This is a genomic window from Flavobacterium sediminilitoris, assembly GCF_023008245.1.
Taxonomy (GTDB): domain Bacteria; phylum Bacteroidota; class Bacteroidia; order Flavobacteriales; family Flavobacteriaceae; genus Flavobacterium; species Flavobacterium sediminilitoris.
The window spans coordinates 575,138-591,350 of sequence record NZ_CP090145.1 but is presented as its reverse complement, the minus strand read 5'-3'; the positions used below and the strand labels follow the sequence as shown (position 1 = coordinate 591,350).

14 protein-coding genes are annotated in these 16,213 nt (G+C 28.1%); 8 read left to right on the top strand and 6 right to left on the bottom strand.

All coding sequences use genetic code 11. The annotated features are described in order from the left end of the window. The first annotated feature begins 344 nt into the window (after positions 1-344). From LXD69_RS02905 to clpX, 5 genes are all read left to right on the top strand, one after another. Entirely contained in the window at positions 345-734 is a 390-nt protein-coding gene (locus tag LXD69_RS02905) for a hypothetical protein (protein ID WP_246917428.1), read from the top strand. A 236-nt stretch (positions 735-970) separates the two neighbouring features. Then, the gene (locus LXD69_RS02900) at positions 971-1,315 is read left to right on the top strand and encodes a phage holin family protein (protein WP_045969397.1); all 345 of its coding nucleotides are present in this window, start codon (positions 971-973) and stop codon (positions 1,313-1,315) included. Positions 1,316-1,415: 100 nt separating this feature from the next. After that, positions 1,416-2,741: a trigger factor gene (gene tig / locus LXD69_RS02895; RefSeq protein WP_246917425.1), complete on the top strand. Its 1,326-nt coding sequence runs from the start codon at positions 1,416-1,418 to the stop codon at positions 2,739-2,741. 166 nt (positions 2,742-2,907) lie between these two features. Further along, a complete protein-coding gene (gene clpP / locus LXD69_RS02890; RefSeq protein ID WP_045969393.1) occupies positions 2,908-3,567 on the top strand; it encodes an ATP-dependent Clp endopeptidase proteolytic subunit ClpP in 660 nt (219 codons plus the stop codon). Positions 3,568-3,636: 69 nt separating this feature from the next. Next, positions 3,637-4,869: an ATP-dependent Clp protease ATP-binding subunit ClpX gene (gene clpX, locus LXD69_RS02885; RefSeq protein WP_246917422.1), complete on the top strand. Its 1,233-nt coding sequence runs from the start codon at positions 3,637-3,639 to the stop codon at positions 4,867-4,869. 109 nt (positions 4,870-4,978) lie between these two features. Here clpX and LXD69_RS02880 read toward each other — a convergent pair whose 3' ends face one another. Further along, positions 4,979-6,544: an OmpA family protein gene (locus LXD69_RS02880; protein WP_246917419.1), complete on the bottom strand. Its 1,566-nt coding sequence runs from the start codon at positions 6,542-6,544 to the stop codon at positions 4,979-4,981. Positions 6,545-6,888: 344 nt separating this feature from the next. Next, positions 6,889-8,415: a GH3 auxin-responsive promoter family protein gene (locus tag LXD69_RS02875; protein WP_246917417.1), complete on the bottom strand. Its 1,527-nt coding sequence runs from the start codon at positions 8,413-8,415 to the stop codon at positions 6,889-6,891. A 100-nt stretch (positions 8,416-8,515) separates the two neighbouring features. Here LXD69_RS02875 and LXD69_RS02870 point away from each other — a divergent pair, with 100 nt between their 5' ends. From LXD69_RS02870 to LXD69_RS02860, 3 genes are all read left to right on the top strand, one after another. After that, positions 8,516-9,307: a DUF2797 domain-containing protein gene (locus LXD69_RS02870; RefSeq protein WP_045969386.1), complete on the top strand. Its 792-nt coding sequence runs from the start codon at positions 8,516-8,518 to the stop codon at positions 9,305-9,307. Between the two features lie 96 nt (positions 9,308-9,403). Beyond that, positions 9,404-9,763, top strand: a complete 360-nt coding sequence (locus LXD69_RS02865; RefSeq protein WP_246917415.1) for a hypothetical protein — start codon at positions 9,404-9,406, stop codon at positions 9,761-9,763. 106 nt (positions 9,764-9,869) lie between these two features. Then, positions 9,870-10,397, top strand: coding sequence for a ferritin (locus LXD69_RS02860; protein ID WP_045969381.1), 528 nt, complete (start codon positions 9,870-9,872; stop codon positions 10,395-10,397). A 52-nt stretch (positions 10,398-10,449) separates the two neighbouring features. Here LXD69_RS02860 and LXD69_RS02855 read toward each other — a convergent pair whose 3' ends face one another. The 4 genes from LXD69_RS02855 to sppA all read right to left on the bottom strand — a co-directional run bounded on the left by LXD69_RS02855 (position 10,450) and on the right by sppA (position 16,167). After that, positions 10,450-10,707, bottom strand: coding sequence for a (2Fe-2S) ferredoxin domain-containing protein (locus LXD69_RS02855; protein WP_246917412.1), 258 nt, complete (start codon positions 10,705-10,707; stop codon positions 10,450-10,452). Positions 10,708-10,899: 192 nt separating this feature from the next. Further along, complete coding sequence (locus LXD69_RS02850; protein WP_246917409.1) at positions 10,900-13,515, bottom strand: AsmA-like C-terminal region-containing protein; 2,616 nt, start codon at positions 13,513-13,515, stop codon at positions 10,900-10,902. Between the two features lie 86 nt (positions 13,516-13,601). Next, positions 13,602-14,312: a queuosine precursor transporter gene (locus LXD69_RS02845; protein WP_246917406.1), complete on the bottom strand. Its 711-nt coding sequence runs from the start codon at positions 14,310-14,312 to the stop codon at positions 13,602-13,604. Between the two features lie 88 nt (positions 14,313-14,400). After that, complete coding sequence (sppA, locus tag LXD69_RS02840; RefSeq protein WP_246917403.1) at positions 14,401-16,167, bottom strand: signal peptide peptidase SppA; 1,767 nt, start codon at positions 16,165-16,167, stop codon at positions 14,401-14,403. Between the last annotated feature and the right edge of the window lie 46 nt (positions 16,168-16,213).

Genomic DNA, 16,213 nt, shown 5'->3' with positions numbered 1-16,213 from the left:
TGGAATCAAGATATAAAAAAAACAACAAAGGTATTATGTTGTTTTTCAAACAATTATATTGCTAATTCTACTAATTTTTTATCTATTGATGAAATAACCAAACAAAGCCTGAGTATTGTTCGGGTTTATTGTTTTTATAAGATACAGTTAATTTTTCTACAATAAAGTAGCGTTATTATTAAAGAAATTTTTAAACTTTTTAGTAGTAAACATTTTATCAATAATAGCAAAAACAATACTTCTGTCTTTATCTTTCAGCTCTTGTATTAAGATATTAAATGATAATTTATATACTTTTGATAACTTATATAGGAAAGACACAATAAATGTAGTGAAATTTAAAGTTGTTAATAATAGTAATAAAAAAATATTACATTAATCAAGTTTCATTTAATGAAATTTATAATAGACTTTCTATTTTGTATAAAGAGATTGATATAAGAATATTTGATTCTAGTGGTAAAAAAGTAAAATATTTGCCGAATTTTAGTAGAGATAATGATTTAGATTTGGACTGTAGAGTTTATCAAACTAGTCTTATTGAGTTACAAAGTGAAAAATTAGGATATAATAAAGTATTACAATACTATGTTTTGTTAGATAGAATATCAAATTTCTATATATATCCTAATGAAGAAAAACATTTTGAGTTTCCTATAAATTTATCAAATGGAAATGGAACAAAACTATTAAGGAATAGAGTATATGCTGATATCCAAGGAAATAAAAAATAATATGCAACTATATCTATGGTAAGTGATAGTGTCGATTATAAAAGCCACTTGCCTAATGATATATTGATGACTTTGAAACATAATGTTATAGAGGTTTTTAATGGGGTTATTATGAGTAAAAACAAAGTAGATGTTAGAATAATAGAGTGAATTTTAAAAACAAAATTTATAATATAATATTTTATAAAAAGAGACATCGTTTAGATGTCTTTTTTTTGTATCTTTAAAATAAAAAAATGAATTTAATAGTGCGACTTTTGATAACAACAATACTGGTTGTTATTATTGGAAATTTTTTACCAGGAATAGAAGTAACAAATTATAAGACAGCAATTGCAGTGGCAATTGTTTTAGGATTGTTAAACGTTTTTCTAAAGCCATTACTAGTGCTACTTACTATTCCAGTTACTATTATTACCCTGGGATTATTCTTATTGGTCATAAATGCATGTATAATTTTAATAGGAGATTACTTCATAGATGGTTTTCATGTGGCTGGTTTTTGGAGTGCATTTTTATTCAGTATTATCTTGTCAATTGGTCAATCAATCTTAAATAGTATATTTATAGATAAAAAATAAAATTTAGATAATTGAAATTCAATTAATTAAAAACTTGTTTGGGTTGTAAAAAATATATAATTTTGCAACCCAAATTTCATGACATTTAAATAATAACATAATGAATATTACAAGAGAGCAAGTTGATGCTTTAAATGCAGTTGTTACAGTTGCAGTTACTAAAGAAGATTACGCAGAAAAAGTAGAAAAGATATTAGCAGATTATAGAAAAAATGCTAATATTCCAGGATTTAGAAAAGGAGCTGTACCAATGAGTTTAATTCAAAAACAATATGGTAAAGCGGTTCTTTTAGATGAGGTTAATAAAATATTACAATCTTCATTAAATGATTATTTAGTAGAAGAAAAGTTAGATATATTAGGAAATCCACTTCCAAAAGTAACGGAAGACTTTAATTGGGATAAGGAAGATTTTACTTTCGAATTCGAATTAGGATTAGCACCTGAATTCTCAGTTGATTTAACAGAAAAGTCAAAAGTATCAAAATTTGATATAGTTGCAGATGACAAAATGTTAGAAGAACAAGTTGAGCGTATTCAAAAGCAATATGGTAAAATGATTTCTCAAGACAAAGTAGCAGAGGATCATACTTTAAGAGGAACATTTACAAACGAAGAAAAAGGAATTAATAATACTACAAATATTGCATTAGATGTTTTTGCTGATAAAAAAGTAGTAAAACAGTTTGTAGGTAAAAAAGTAGGCGATGTTGTTGAATTATCAACTAAAGGACTTTTTGATGATGATCATAAATTAATGGATTATTTAAAAGTATCTCATGATGATGTTCATGGACTAGATGTAACAGTTGCGTTTACTATTGAAGAAATTAATTCAGTAGAAAAAGCAGAATTAAACCAAGAGTTATTCGATAAATTATTTGGAGAAGGAACTGTGACTTCTGTTGAAGAATTAAAAGCAAAAATAAAAGAAGATGCTGAAGTTCAATTTGCACAACAAGCAGATCAAAAATTCTTAAACGATGTTATTGAGTCGTTAATTGAGAATACTAAATTTGATTTACCTTCTGAATTCTTGAAAAAATGGATACAAACTGTAGGTGAAAATCCATTGTCTATTGAGCAAGCAGAAGAAGAATATGCTAAATCAGAAAAAGGATTACGTTACCAGTTAATTGAAAATAAAATTATTGCAGATAATAATCTACAAATTCAATTTGAAGATTTAAAAGCACACACTTCTGAATTAATCAAGAAGCAAATGGCTCAATTCGGACAATTAAATCCTACTGACGAAGAAGTAGAAGGAATAGTTGCACGTGTACTTTCTAATCAGGAAGAAACAAAACGTTTATCAGAACAAATTATGAGCGAAAAAATGCTTGCTCTATTTAAAGAGAAGATAAATGTAAAAGCTAAAAAAGTAAACTATCAAGAGTTTATCAAAGAAATGTATGGAGAATAATATCTCATAAAAAATAATTATCTTTGAGCGTCAAACTAGTTTTGGCGCTTTTTTGTTCTAAAATAAATTTAGAATCTTTAAAGTTTTATTAAAAATTCTTATCATTGAAAAATAATTAAGAACTTTAAACTTTATAAACAGTAAACTTTTAAACTATTCAAAAGAAATGAATTACGGAAAAGAATTTAAAAAATATGCTACAAAGCATCATGGAGTAAATAGCTTGTATTATGATAAAATTGTAAGCAGTATGACTCCTTATATTATTGAAGAACGTCAATTAAATGTAGCGTCTATGGATGTGTTTTCACGTTTAATGATGGACAGAATTATATTTTTAGGAACTGGAGTAGATGATTATGTGGCAAATATAATTCAAGCTCAATTATTGTTTTTAGAAAGTGTTGATGCTTCAAAAGATATTAGTATTTATATTAATTCACCAGGAGGAAGTGTTTATGCAGGATTAGGAATTTATGATACAATGCAATTTGTAAAACCTGATGTAGCAACAATTTGTACAGGAATGGCAGCGTCAATGGGAGCGGTTCTATTATGTGCTGGTGCAGAAGGTAAGAGATCAGCATTACCACATTCAAGAGTAATGATCCACCAACCATCAGGAGGAGCTCAAGGAGTTGCAACAGATATGGAGATCAATTTGAAAGAAATGTTGAAGTTAAAAGAAGAATTATATCAAATCATTGCGAAACATTCAAAACAATCTTATGACAAAGTATATAAAGATAGTGAAAGAGATTATTGGATGATTGCTGCTGAAGCAAAAGAGTATGGAATGATTGATGAAGTGTTAATTAGAGAATAAATTTAGTATCCAGTAGTAGTACTTAATGTTTTTATTGTACTATAAACTGTTTACTGCTAACTAATAAGAATGGCAAAAGAAGTATTAGAATGTTCATTTTGTGGAAGGAAAAAGCCAGAAACTAATTTGTTAATAGCAGGGATAGATGCCCATATTTGCGACAGATGTATTGAACAAGCACACGGAATTGTTTTAGAAGAATTAAAACAAAATGGTAAAAGTGATCTTTTATCAGAATTAGTATTGCTAAAACCAAAAGAAATTAAAGCATTTCTTGATGAATATATAATAGGGCAAGATCAAACTAAAAGAGTTATGAGTGTTGCTGTATATAATCACTACAAAAGGTTAATGCAAAAGCAACTCGATGATGAGGTTGAGATTGAGAAAAGTAATATTATAATGGTAGGTCAAACAGGTACAGGAAAAACATTAGTTGCAAAAACAATTGCAAAAATGTTAAACGTACCATTAGCCATTGTTGATGCAACAGTATTAACAGAAGCAGGTTATGTAGGTGAAGATGTTGAAAGCATTCTAACTCGTTTGTTGCAAGCTGCTGATTATGATGTGGCAAAAGCAGAAAGAGGAATTGTTTTTATTGATGAAATAGATAAAATTGCCCGTAAAAGTGATAATCCATCAATTACAAGAGATGTTTCAGGAGAAGGAGTGCAACAAGCTTTGCTTAAACTTTTAGAAGGAACTGTTGTAAATGTTCCGCCAAAAGGAGGAAGAAAACATCCAGACCAAAAATTTGTTGAAGTAAATACTCAAAATATTTTATTTATTGCTGGTGGTGCTTTTGATGGAATTAATAGAATTATCTCGAAGCGTTTAAATAGACAAGCAGTAGGATATAGTTCATCAAAAGATACTAATGCAATTGATAAGGAAAACTTGTTACAATATGTAATTCCTAAAGATTTAAAAGACTTTGGTCTAATTCCAGAGATTATAGGAAGATTACCTGTTTTAACACACATGGATCCTTTAGATGCAGAAACATTAAGATCTATTTTAACTCAGCCTAAAAACGCTTTAATTAAGCAATACAAGAAGCTTTTTGAAATGGACGGTGTTGTTTTTTCAATAGAAGAAGATGCACTTTTGTTTATTGTTGAAAAAGCATTAGAGTATAAATTAGGAGCTAGAGGTTTAAGATCATTATGTGAAGCTATTCTAACAGATGTGATGTTTGATTTACCAAGTTCATCTGAAAAAGAATTAAATGTTACTAAAGAGTTCGCAGAAAATAGTTTAAATAAAAATTTATTAAGACGATTAAAAGCTGCTTCATAAATTGTGACTAAAAAACGTAGATAAAAAAATCCCGATAAAATATTTATCGGGATTTTTTTTAGCATAAAGCTTATGAACAACTTGAAATAAAATATTTAAATGGTTTGCCTTAATTTATATTTATTTTAAATTCAACTCGTCTATTTTCTTGATCTTGCACTTTAGTACAAACATTACATTTGTTTAAAAGTTGAGACTCTCCAAACCCTTTAAATGTTAATCGTGATTTATCAGCTCCTTTGTTAATAAGGAAATCATAAGTAGATTTAGCTCTTTTTTCAGATAGAGTTTGATTGTATTTTTCAGGTCCTTTACTGTCAGTATGAGCATTAATTGAAATTTTCATATCTGGATTTTCATTTAATAAAGAAACAACTTTAAGTAAAGTAACTTGAGACTCTTTCTTAATTGTAGCTCTATCGAAATCAAAGAAAATTTTATCTATTGAAAGATTATTGTCAATAGGCTTGATTTCAGATCCTTTAACTTTTAAAGCAATAACTTCATTTATTTTAGGATTGCTTATTGATGGTGTTATTGTTGTTGTTTCAGTGTTGTAACCATCTTTGTTAGAAACAATTTTATATTGAGTTAAAGGGCTTGATTTTATTGTAACCTCGCCATTCTCATTTGTTTTTGTTTCTGTAATTTTATTTCCAAATTCGTCTGTAATTAAAACATCTACATTTGGTAGTTTTGTGTTTAAATTATTTTCAACAACAGAAATAGTTAGTTCTTGTTCTTTTTGTTCAGTTGTAAAACGATAAACATCAAAATCTTCTCTATTGTCAATTTTGTTAATAGATATGTATCCTTTATTTGGTTCTGCTAAAATAAATGAAATCTCGTCTTTTTTAGTATTTAAACTAGGACCTAAATTTACAGTGTTAGTGTAATTGTTATTTGTAATAGAACTTCTGAAAACATCATATCCACTATATCCATTATGTCCTTCAGAAGAAAAATAGATATATTTATTATCAGAAGATATAAAAGGATATTTCTCGTTACTACTTGTATTTACATTGTTCCCAAGATTTTTTATGTTAGTGATGGTTCCGTTTTCAGTAATATCAGCCGAATAAATATCATAACCACCATAACCACCAGGCATATTAGACGAAAAGTATAACTTGTTGTCAGAGTGATTTAAAAAAGGAGTTTCAACAGAGTAATCATCAGTTGTAATCTTTAATTCGGTGATATCTTTCCAGTATCCTTGAATATCTACATCTAAAGAAGCTTTGTAAAGTTTAAAATTGCTCGATTCTCCGTCTGTTTGAGTATAGTATATTGTGTTTTCATCTTTAGAAAAAGTCATAGCTCCTTCATTGTTTTCAGAGTCTAATACTTTAGAAAATTGAAGAGGATATGATAAATCCAATTCTTTGTCTACATCTGTACAATAGATATTATTATTGTAGGCATTTAGAGATTTGTTAAATGTAGTTTTTGTATGTCTTCTTTTTTTATTAGATATAATTAAAAACTTATCTTTAAAAAAAGTAGTTCCAATTTCAGATAACTCTGAGTTTATTCCAGTTTCAGATAGTGTGAAATGTAATAATGAGTTTGGATTTAGTTCGTCCTGATTTTTTGTTGAATTGTTGGTATTGTTATTTTGTGATAATCCTATGAAAGGAATACTTAGTACACAAAAAAATAATTTTTTCATATTATTTGGTTAATTTAATCCTTAGCGGGTGCAAATATTAAGGTTTAAATTTTAAATATAGAAGGATTATCGGTTAATTGTTAAAAAAACTCGTTATATAGTAGTGCTGTGAAAATGAAAGTCTTTTTTTTAGATAATCAAGCTTATAGTGTTGTTGTTCAGTGATTTAGTTACTTTAGTGTTTTTAAAACATAAATCAAAATTTTCACTGTGTTTTTTTTGTAGATTTATATCTACATTACATCTTCTATATGGTCCACATTTATATCTTCTTGGCCCACATGATGTAAAAAAAAGAGTAGAGAAGACTATGATGAGTAAAGATTTAGATTTTATTTTCATTTTCAATATTGTTGAGGGATTTGTATCTTTAATAATTCTTCTAAATACTTTCTTTCATTAGAAAGCCTAGGTATTTTGTGTTGACCACCTAATTTATCATTCTCTTTTAGCCAGTCGTAAAATAAATTAGGTCTGGCTACATTAATAATTAACGGATTTAAGGTCATATTATTATAACGCTTAGCTTCATAGTCAGAGTTTAAGAGTTGTAAATTTGTATCTAATAAAGTTGAAAAAGCATCTATATCATCAGGTTTATTTTTAAATTCAATAATCCATTCGTGTGCTCCTTTTTCTTTATCTTGCATAAAAACAGGAGCAACGGTGTAGTCAATTACCTCACAGTTAAGTTCGCAACACGTTTTAGCAATTGCTTTGTCTGTATTCTCAACCATTAACTCTTCTCCAAAAACATTTATGTGATGCTTTGTTCTTCCGCTTACAATAATTCTATATGGATCTATTGAAGTAAAACGAATAGTATCGCCTATTAGATATCTCCATAATCCTGAATTTGTTGTAATAACTAAAGCATAATTTTTATTGAGTTCTACCTCATGTAATGGAATAACTCTCTGGCTCAGAGTGCCAAAAGTATCCATAGGTATAAATTCATAAAAAATACCATAATCAAGCATTAATAAAAGTTCATTTGAATTGTTCTGATCTTGTATAGCAAAGAATCCTTCAGATGCATTATAAATCTCATAATAGCGGAAATTGTCTTTTGGGAATAATTTTTTATACTGTTCTCTATAAGGATCAAAACTTACTCCGCCATGAAAGTAAACCTCGGCATTTGGCCAAATATCTAAAATATTGTTTTTTCCAGTTTCTTCAAGTGTTTTATTAAGAAGTACCATTAACCAACTAGGAACTCCAGCCAAACTAGTTACGTTTTCTTGTATAGTTTCGTTAATAATTGTAGGTAATTTTGTTTCCCAATCACCCATCAAAGACGTTTTATTGCTAGGTGTTGAACTAAATTCCGCCCAAATAGGCATATTGTCAATTAAAATAGCAGATAAATCTCCAAAAAAAGTATTGTTATCTTCATACAATTGTTTGCTGCCGCCTAACCGAAGGCTTTTTCCGGTAAAAAGCTGAGAATTTTCATTGTTGTTTAAATATAAACATAGTAAATCTTTACTCGCTTTATAATGACAAAGGTCTAATGCTTCAGTACTTACAGGTATAAATTTGCTTTTAGCATTGGTGGTTCCACTAGATTTTGCAAACCATTTTATAGGGCTATTCCAAAAAATATTCTGAGTACCTTTTCTGGTTTGTTCAATTAATGGCTCTAAGTCTTCATAACTTGAAACAGGAATTCTTTCGGAGAAAGTTTGATAATTTTTAATACTTGCAAAATCATATTGTTTACCTATAATCGTGTTTTCTGCCGATTTTAATAAGCTATATAGTAATTCTTCTTGTACTTCATGAGGATATTTTAAAAACAATTCCATTTGATGAATTCGTTTCTTTAAAATCCAAGACGCAATTGAATTTATTAATGGAAGTGGCATTTTTTAGAATTACAAATTATGAATTATAGAATACGAATGATAACTTTACCAAAAATAACATTTTTTTTAAATCTTTTACTCATTAAAATTAAAAAAGCGCATGACTTATAGAGGTGTCCTTCAAAAAATGCAAACTGAATTAACGAGCCCTATTCAATATTATTTAGTTTTTGAAGATAGTTTTTTAAATGTAAATCAACTGTTAGGAAAAGAGATAGAAATCCAATTTGAAGGATTTCAATGTCTTAATTGCGGAAAGCAAAAAAAAATTTTTAGACAAGGTTTTTGTTATGATTGTTTTATGAGTAGTCCAGCAGTAGGAGATTGGATTATGAAACCCGAATTGAGTACTGCACACTTGGATGTTGAAGATAGAGACTTAGATTATGAAAAAAGAGTACAATTACAACCTCATATTGTGTACTTAGCTTTGTCAAGTGAGGTAAAAGTGGGTGTAACTCGAAAAACACAGGTTCCTACACGTTGGATTGATCAAGGTGCAATACAAGCAGTACCTATTGTGGAAGTTCCAAATAGATATTTAGCAGGAATAACAGAAGTAGCTTTGAAAAATCATTTTGCAGATAAAACTAGTTGGCAAAAAATGTTAAAAAATGATGTTTTGATAACTGATCTGCAAGAAGAGAGAAAGAAAACCTTCAATTGGATTCCAAAAGAAGTACAGCAATACTTTCCAGAAGAAGCAATGCTCTACAATTTAGAGTTTCCTGTTTTGCAATATCCTAAAAAAGTAAGTACTTTAAATCTTGATAAAACACCTTTGTATACAGGAAAAATAACTGGAATTAAAGGACAGTATTTATTGTTTGAAGACGGAACTGTTTTTAATATTAGAAGTAATGAAGGTTATGTTGTGAAAATTAATGTATAGGTAAACAATATTAATGCGTTGTTTATTTAGATTAAATATGAATAATTTTGTAGTTAAAATATAAGTTATTAAATTTGCACCAAATAATTGAGGTTTATGGTTGTAAATAATAATTTTGAAAGCGATATTTTGTTTAAAAGTAAAAACGGATATAGCTATCAGTGTGATATAACAAATAGCATAGTAATTAATTTTGGAGGCATAACGTCAAAATATAAAGTTCAAGATTTTTTAATTTTTCAAAGAAAAGTAAATAGTGTTAATATCTTAGATATGCTATATGACTTATCTGATACATGTGATTTTAAATTAATTGAAGCTACTCAAAAAAAGTTTTCTAGAAATCTTACCATTTGTGAAATTGTACAACTAAGAGAATTGTTAAACGGAACAAAATTTACATTAGTTCTTAATTCTATGCTTAATGAAGTGTTAAGCGATGTAACTATTTTGTAGTTTTAATTGCAACTATTTTATTTAGATTAAATTCAAATTTTTAAAGGAATTATTAAAGTAGGGTTTATTTTCGTAAATTTATGTTTAAATATAAAAATTGCGAGAAATGAAAGATTTATTGAGAAGAAATTCATCATTACATGAAGGAGTTGAAAAATTATTAAACCTACAATCAAAGATAGAAAGTGATGCATCTACTAAATATTTAGCAATGGCAGCATGGCTAGATAGAAATGGATTTGAAGAAACAGCTGCTTATATGTATAAGCAATCTGAAGAAGAACGTGAACACTTCCTTAAAGTGTTTAAATATATTACCGAAATGGGAGGAATTGCTATAACTCCAGAAGTATCACAAGTACAACAAGAATTTGATTCATTTAGAGAAGTTTTTGAAATTGCTTTGCAGAATGAAATTGCCGTAACAAATACAGTAAATAAAGTAATTGCAAAGTGTAGATTAGAAAATGATTATGCTACAGAAGAATTTATGATGTGGTATGTTAAAGAACAAAGAGAAGAAGAAAAAAATGCTCGTAGAGCATTAGAACTTTTTGATTTAATTGATGAAGATTCTGCTTGCGGTAAATTTGAATTAGATAAGCAAATTGCAAAAATTGGTTCAAACGAATAATAGTTTAAAGAACAAGAAAAAGCCCTTTATAATTAATTATAAAGGGCTTTTTTTATAGAATCATTTTATTGATTATGTTTTTTGCTTTGTCTAAATCTACTTTTTCGAACCATTCATTTTCAGATTGACAATACAATATTGGAGCATTTTTACAGCGATCTGAACATTCCATTTTGAAAATCTCAATTTCTTTTTTTAAATGGTTTTCTTTAATAACTGTTTTAAAATGCTTTCGTATTTCTTTATGCTTTCCACATTTACTCCCATTGCAAAGAAATAAAGCTTTTGCAGGAAATTCAATCTTACTCATAACTTATGAAGTTTAAAAGGACAAAGATAAATGTTTAATATTCTAAGTTTAGAAATTTTAGCTTAAATTTTAGCTAACGATGTCTAAATGAAATAAATTAGTTCTTAGTTCCACAATTGATTGAAAAGAAATTTAGATAAAAAAAGGTTGCCAAAAAATGACAACCTTAGATTTATTAATCTATTGTATGATTTATTCTTTCTTTTTCTTTCCACCTAATAGACCACCTAAAACATTTTTTACTTCATTTTTAATATCTTCTTTTGGAGTGGTTGTTTTTGTAGAATCTGTAGCTGAGGTAGTAGTGTTGTTTTTGTCGCCACCTAATAAATTACTTAAAGCACTTGTGCCTTGACCTACTAACTTGTCTTTTTGCATTTTTACTATTTGTGAAGCTAAATTAGTAGTAGCTTGCTTTAAGTCTGTTTTAACGGTTGGTTTGCTAAAGTTTCCTCCTAAATTAGCAGTAATAGGGATATTTTCTAATTTTTGTTGTTCTTCAGGTGTTAATTTAGATAATAAAGAAGAAACTTCTGTGCCTAAATATTTCGCAGGAACATCAAATTTTACATCATAGTTCATTGATTGATCAAAACCATGTGTTCCACCTACAACCATATTAATGTCTTGATACTTTAAATTCATTGGTTTTAAAGCTACTTTACCATCTTTAAATGATAATGATGCTTTGATGTCGTTTAAGTTTAATTTACTAACGTCTAAGAATTTTACATTAGAGCTTAAAGCAGTTAATAAAGTTGAGTTTTTTTCGTTTACAGTAGCCGATAATAATTGACCTACTAAATCTCCAGAGATTGTTTTTAAATCAGGAGTCATATCATTCGTAAGATTTCCTGATAATTTTATAGTAGAATTTAGTTTTCCATTAATTGTATTTGCAATAGGTGCAATACTTTTAAGCATGTCTAATTGTGTGAATGATTCTGCAATATTAACAGAATTTAATCCTAAATCCATATTGAATTTTGGCTGATTTCCTTTTGTAGAAACTGTTCCAGTTAAACCAATGTTTCCACCAAAAATATCCATTTTTAAATTGCTTAATGTGACCGCTTCATCTTTGATGGCTAAATTACCAGAAACATTTTTTAAATTCAAATTGTCATATATTACAGTACCAGCATTAGCGGTTAAATTACAATCTAAGAAAGAAGGGATTTTTATAGCTTCTGTTGTTTTTTTGCCATCTTCAGCAGTAGTTGTAGTTGGAGCCATAAAATCAGAAACGACTAATTTTGTCGAATTCATATTAAAGCTTCCTTTTAAAACTTGTTTTTTAAATAAGAAGCCATAAAAATTATCTAAACTTCCAGCTACTTGAATATCTGAATCACCTGTTTTAGCATCAAATTCATTTAATCTAATTTGGTTTGGATTGAATGTTATAGAAGTGTTTTTAATTTCGAATGGTTTAGCCATTTCTGGTCCTTCATATTTAAATCCACTTAGGGAAATATTTCCTGCATTTTGTATGTTTTGGTACTGACTTGTTTCAACTGATTTCATGTCGAATTTTGTGGTTACATCAGCTTTTAAAATTCCAGATAATGGTTTGTCTAATTTTACAGGATAAGCTTTTGTAACATTAGCAAGGTTTATAGTTCCTTTTAAAGCAGCATCAACTAATGCATTTTGCGTTAGGTTTCTAATATTTGCTTTAGCATTAAATATATCTTGATCTATGGTAAACGATAATTGATCTAAATTTACATATGTATCATTCATTATGCCTGTTTCGTTTACAATGTGAGTGTCAATTACAATGTTTTTTACTGATTTTGGTAAATCAGGATATTGGAAAGAGGCATTGTTTGAAGCTAATTCAATATTAAACTTAGGAATTGTAGTTTCGGTAAGCTTACCGTCTACTTTTCCAGATACTTTAAATTCTCCTGTTGTTTTCACTTGATTTATATTTCCAGCATAAGCTTCAGGAATTAATCCTAAGAAATTTTTAAAATCAGAGGTTGGGGTTTTAAATGTTAGATTGTATAGTTGTCCTTCTTCCAGTAATTGAATGAAACCATCAAATTCTAATGGAAGTTGGTTTATTAAAGCTTTATTGTTTTTAAATTCATATTTACTATTGTCTAAATCAATACCCAAAACGGCATCTAATGATAAAGCAATGTTTTTAATGAAACTGGTTTTATCCATTTCAAAAGATACTTTAGTTGTTGTTTTAGTATCTAAATCTAATTTTTGAGCTGCAAAATTTCCTTTTCCTTCATGGTTAATGCTATCTAAAACCATTTTCATTTTTGATCCTTCATCAACAAAGGTAAAACGCATATTTTTTACACCATATTCTTGTATGTTTAAAGCAAATGGCTTGCTCTCTTCCTTTTTAGAATCTTCTTCTTGGTTTTTTAAAGCAATATCAAAATTACCTAATCCATCTTTGTTAATAATTACATTTACAATGGCGTTATTACTGCTAAAACCTTGTAAATTCATGGGTTCATTTTCGCCTTTAAAAAGCTCTTTAATGCTCATTTTTAAATTTAATTCTCCAGAATAAAACAAAGTATCACCTTCAAAAGGGGCTTTGTTTATAATGCTTAATTTATCGATGGTAACATTAGCATTTGGAAAATTTTTAAATAGGCTTAAATCTACATCTTCAAATGCAACTTTAGCATCAACATTTTCGTTTATAGATTTTAAAACTAAAGCTTTAATTTTATCTTTAAATAAAAACGGAATAGCCGCTAAAGCTATAACTGAAACTAGAACAAAGATTCCTAGTCCTTTAAGTATTTTTTTGAAGTTGATTTTTTTAGACATAATTACTTATTTTTTCTAAATTATATTTATTATATCACAAATGTAATACCAAAATATTGAAAATTAGATCCTTTAAGATAAAATTATTAATTGTCTATTTGGAGTTCTTCATTTGGTTTTAAATTGAACTTTTTTCGAAATAAATAAACGATTAAGTATAAAAAAGGAGTATCTATAAGTGCAATAAATGTTTTGAAGGCAAAACCACTAATAAATAATTTTCCAAAAAGATGCCATGGTAAAATTTTAAAATAGCATAATAATAAAAGAACGGAAAGTGTATCTACTGCTTGAGAAGTAATGGTAGAAAAATTATTGCGTAACCAAAGCATTTTACCATTAGTTAGTTTTTTCCAAAAATGGTATATTTGAATGTCGACATATTGTGCTGCTAAATAGGCTAGCATAGAGGCTAAAACAGCCAAGGCTGTTTGTCCGAATACTTTAGTGAAAGTTTCATCATTAATAGGGGAATTTTCTATTGCAGGAACATAGTTAGCAATATAAACAATACCTAAGGAAAAGACAGAAGCAAAAATACCAGTTGTAACAATCTGATTGGCTTTCTTTTTTCCATAGATTTCAGATATAATATCTGTTACTAGGAATGTGATAGGATATGGTATTATTCCAACTGATATTTCAAATAATTTAGCACCAAAAATTGTTGCGTCTCCAAAAGGATACCAGTAAAAAAATTTTTGAAAAATAAGATTGGAAACCACTAATGAACAGATGAAAAGACCTGCTAAAGTAAGGTAAATACGTTGTGCTAAAAGTTTATCTTTAATACTCATGTATCAAATGTAAGAAACGCAAGGATAATAAAAAAGCTATTTCAAACAATGAAGTTGAAATAGCTTTTAAAAATAGTAATAATAAATACTAATTTATTTTCAATTCAAAAGGCATAATTGCTTGAATTCCTTTTAATTGATTTGCTCTCTTTATTTGTTCTAATAATTGATAACCTTCTTCACCAATTTGCTCTTTTAATAAAGCATCTTTTGATTTAAACATTGAAATTCCTGTAAAGTTTCCTAAAAGATCTTCGAAACTTTTTTCATATTCAGGATAATTCTCAATTCTATAATCTTTGATTTTAGCAATTTTAGCTGCATATTTTAATGCTTCGTCAAGTCCTCCTAATTCGTCAACCAAACCATTTTTTAAAGCATCTGTTCCTGTCCAAACTCTACCTTGTGCAATTGCATCAACTTGTTCTGTTGTCATTTTTCTACCAGTTGCTACTCTGTTTAGGAATGTAGCATATACATTTTCAATGCTTTCTAATGTTTGATTTTTGAAATTCTCATCCATTGGTTCAAATAAACTATATCCAGCAGCATTGTCGTGTGTTTTTACTTGTTCTGCATTAATACCAATATTTTTAGCTAGTTGATTCATGTTTGGTAGCATTCCAAAAACACCAATTGATCCAGTTATTGTACTTGGCTCTGCGAAAATTCGATCTGCATTACAAGCAATATAATAACCACCAGAAGCAGCAACATTACCCATAGATACTACTACTGGTTTTACTTTTTTTGTAATTTCAATTTCTCTCCAAATTAATTCAGAAGTTAGAGCGCTTCCTCCAGGACTATCAACACGTAAAACAATGGCTTTTACATCATCATCATTACGAGCTTCTTCGAGAGATCTTTTAATAGAACCTTCTCCAATAATATTTATATCTCCTTCACCACCTCTTATTTCTCCTTGAGCATATATAACGGCAATAATTTCTTTTTTAGAATAATCAGAAGTGGATGTTCCTACTTTTTTGGCATATTTTAAAATGCTGATTTTATTATAGTCGTCATTTAATTTTATTTTTAAATTCTTTTTTATTGCATTATGGTATTCATCTTCATAGCTAACTTTATCTACTAAGTTTTTTGCTAAAGCAAGTTCAGGAGTTCTAGCACCTAAATTATTTGCAACTGCATTTAAACTGTCAATTGAAATTTTTCTACTTTTAGATATATCAGTAACAATAGTATTCCAAACAGAATTTAAAAGAACGCTAATTTGTTCTCTGTTTTCAGGACTCATTTCTTGGTTTAAGTAAGGCTCTACAGCACTTTTGTACTTTCCATGACGAATTACTTCCATTTTTATTCCTGTTTTTTCTTGTAGTTCTTTCATGAATAAAATTTCAGAAGAAAGTCCTTTAAAATCTAATTCTCCTACAGGATTTAAATATAAAGTATCTGCAACAGAGTTTAAATAATAATCACGTTGTGTTAAAAAGTTAGAATAAGCAACTACAAATTTTCCTGATTTTTTAAAATCTTCTAGTTTATCACGCAATGCTTTACTTTGAGCTAAACCTAATTGTGATTGATTGTTTAAAATAGAGATTCCTTTTATTTTATTGTCTTTTTTTGCTGCATCAATAGCATTCAATACATCAATTACACCATCATGGTTTGTTTCAAAATAGTTAAAATCTTTAAAATTAACTTTTCCAGCATAATCTAGCGAAACAGTTGATAAATCTAGTTCAATAACAGTATTGTCTTTCACATTAACAGCATCTTTGTCACCGCCCATTATAGCTCCTAAAAAGATTAACCCAAAGAAGAATACCATACAAAATACAAATATTCCAATAACGGTGGCCAGTACATTTCCTAAAAATTTCATTTTCTACTCATTTAATTTAATACATAAGTCTTATAAACGATTAAAA

Excerpts from the sequence above, each read along its gene's own strand:
- LXD69_RS02900 (WP_045969397.1), top strand. The coding sequence starts at position 971 with ATGAATTTAATAGTGCGACTTTTGATAACAACAATACTGGTTGTTATT.
- tig (WP_246917425.1), top strand. The coding sequence starts at position 1,416 with ATGAATATTACAAGAGAGCAAGTTGATGCTTTAAATGCAGTTGTTACA.
- clpP (WP_045969393.1), top strand. The coding sequence starts at position 2,908 with ATGAATTACGGAAAAGAATTTAAAAAATATGCTACAAAGCATCATGGA.
- clpX (WP_246917422.1), top strand. The coding sequence starts at position 3,637 with ATGGCAAAAGAAGTATTAGAATGTTCATTTTGTGGAAGGAAAAAGCCA.
- LXD69_RS02880 (WP_246917419.1), bottom strand. The coding sequence starts at position 6,544 with ATGAAAAAATTATTTTTTTGTGTACTAAGTATTCCTTTCATAGGATTA.
- LXD69_RS02875 (WP_246917417.1), bottom strand. The coding sequence starts at position 8,415 with ATGCCACTTCCATTAATAAATTCAATTGCGTCTTGGATTTTAAAGAAA.
- LXD69_RS02870 (WP_045969386.1), top strand. The coding sequence starts at position 8,516 with ATGACTTATAGAGGTGTCCTTCAAAAAATGCAAACTGAATTAACGAGC.
- LXD69_RS02865 (WP_246917415.1), top strand. The coding sequence starts at position 9,404 with ATGGTTGTAAATAATAATTTTGAAAGCGATATTTTGTTTAAAAGTAAA.
- LXD69_RS02860 (WP_045969381.1), top strand. The coding sequence starts at position 9,870 with ATGAAAGATTTATTGAGAAGAAATTCATCATTACATGAAGGAGTTGAA.
- LXD69_RS02855 (WP_246917412.1), bottom strand. The coding sequence starts at position 10,707 with ATGAGTAAGATTGAATTTCCTGCAAAAGCTTTATTTCTTTGCAATGGG.
- LXD69_RS02850 (WP_246917409.1), bottom strand. The coding sequence starts at position 13,515 with ATGTCTAAAAAAATCAACTTCAAAAAAATACTTAAAGGACTAGGAATC.
- LXD69_RS02845 (WP_246917406.1), bottom strand. The coding sequence starts at position 14,312 with ATGAGTATTAAAGATAAACTTTTAGCACAACGTATTTACCTTACTTTA.
- sppA (WP_246917403.1), bottom strand. The coding sequence starts at position 16,167 with ATGAAATTTTTAGGAAATGTACTGGCCACCGTTATTGGAATATTTGTA.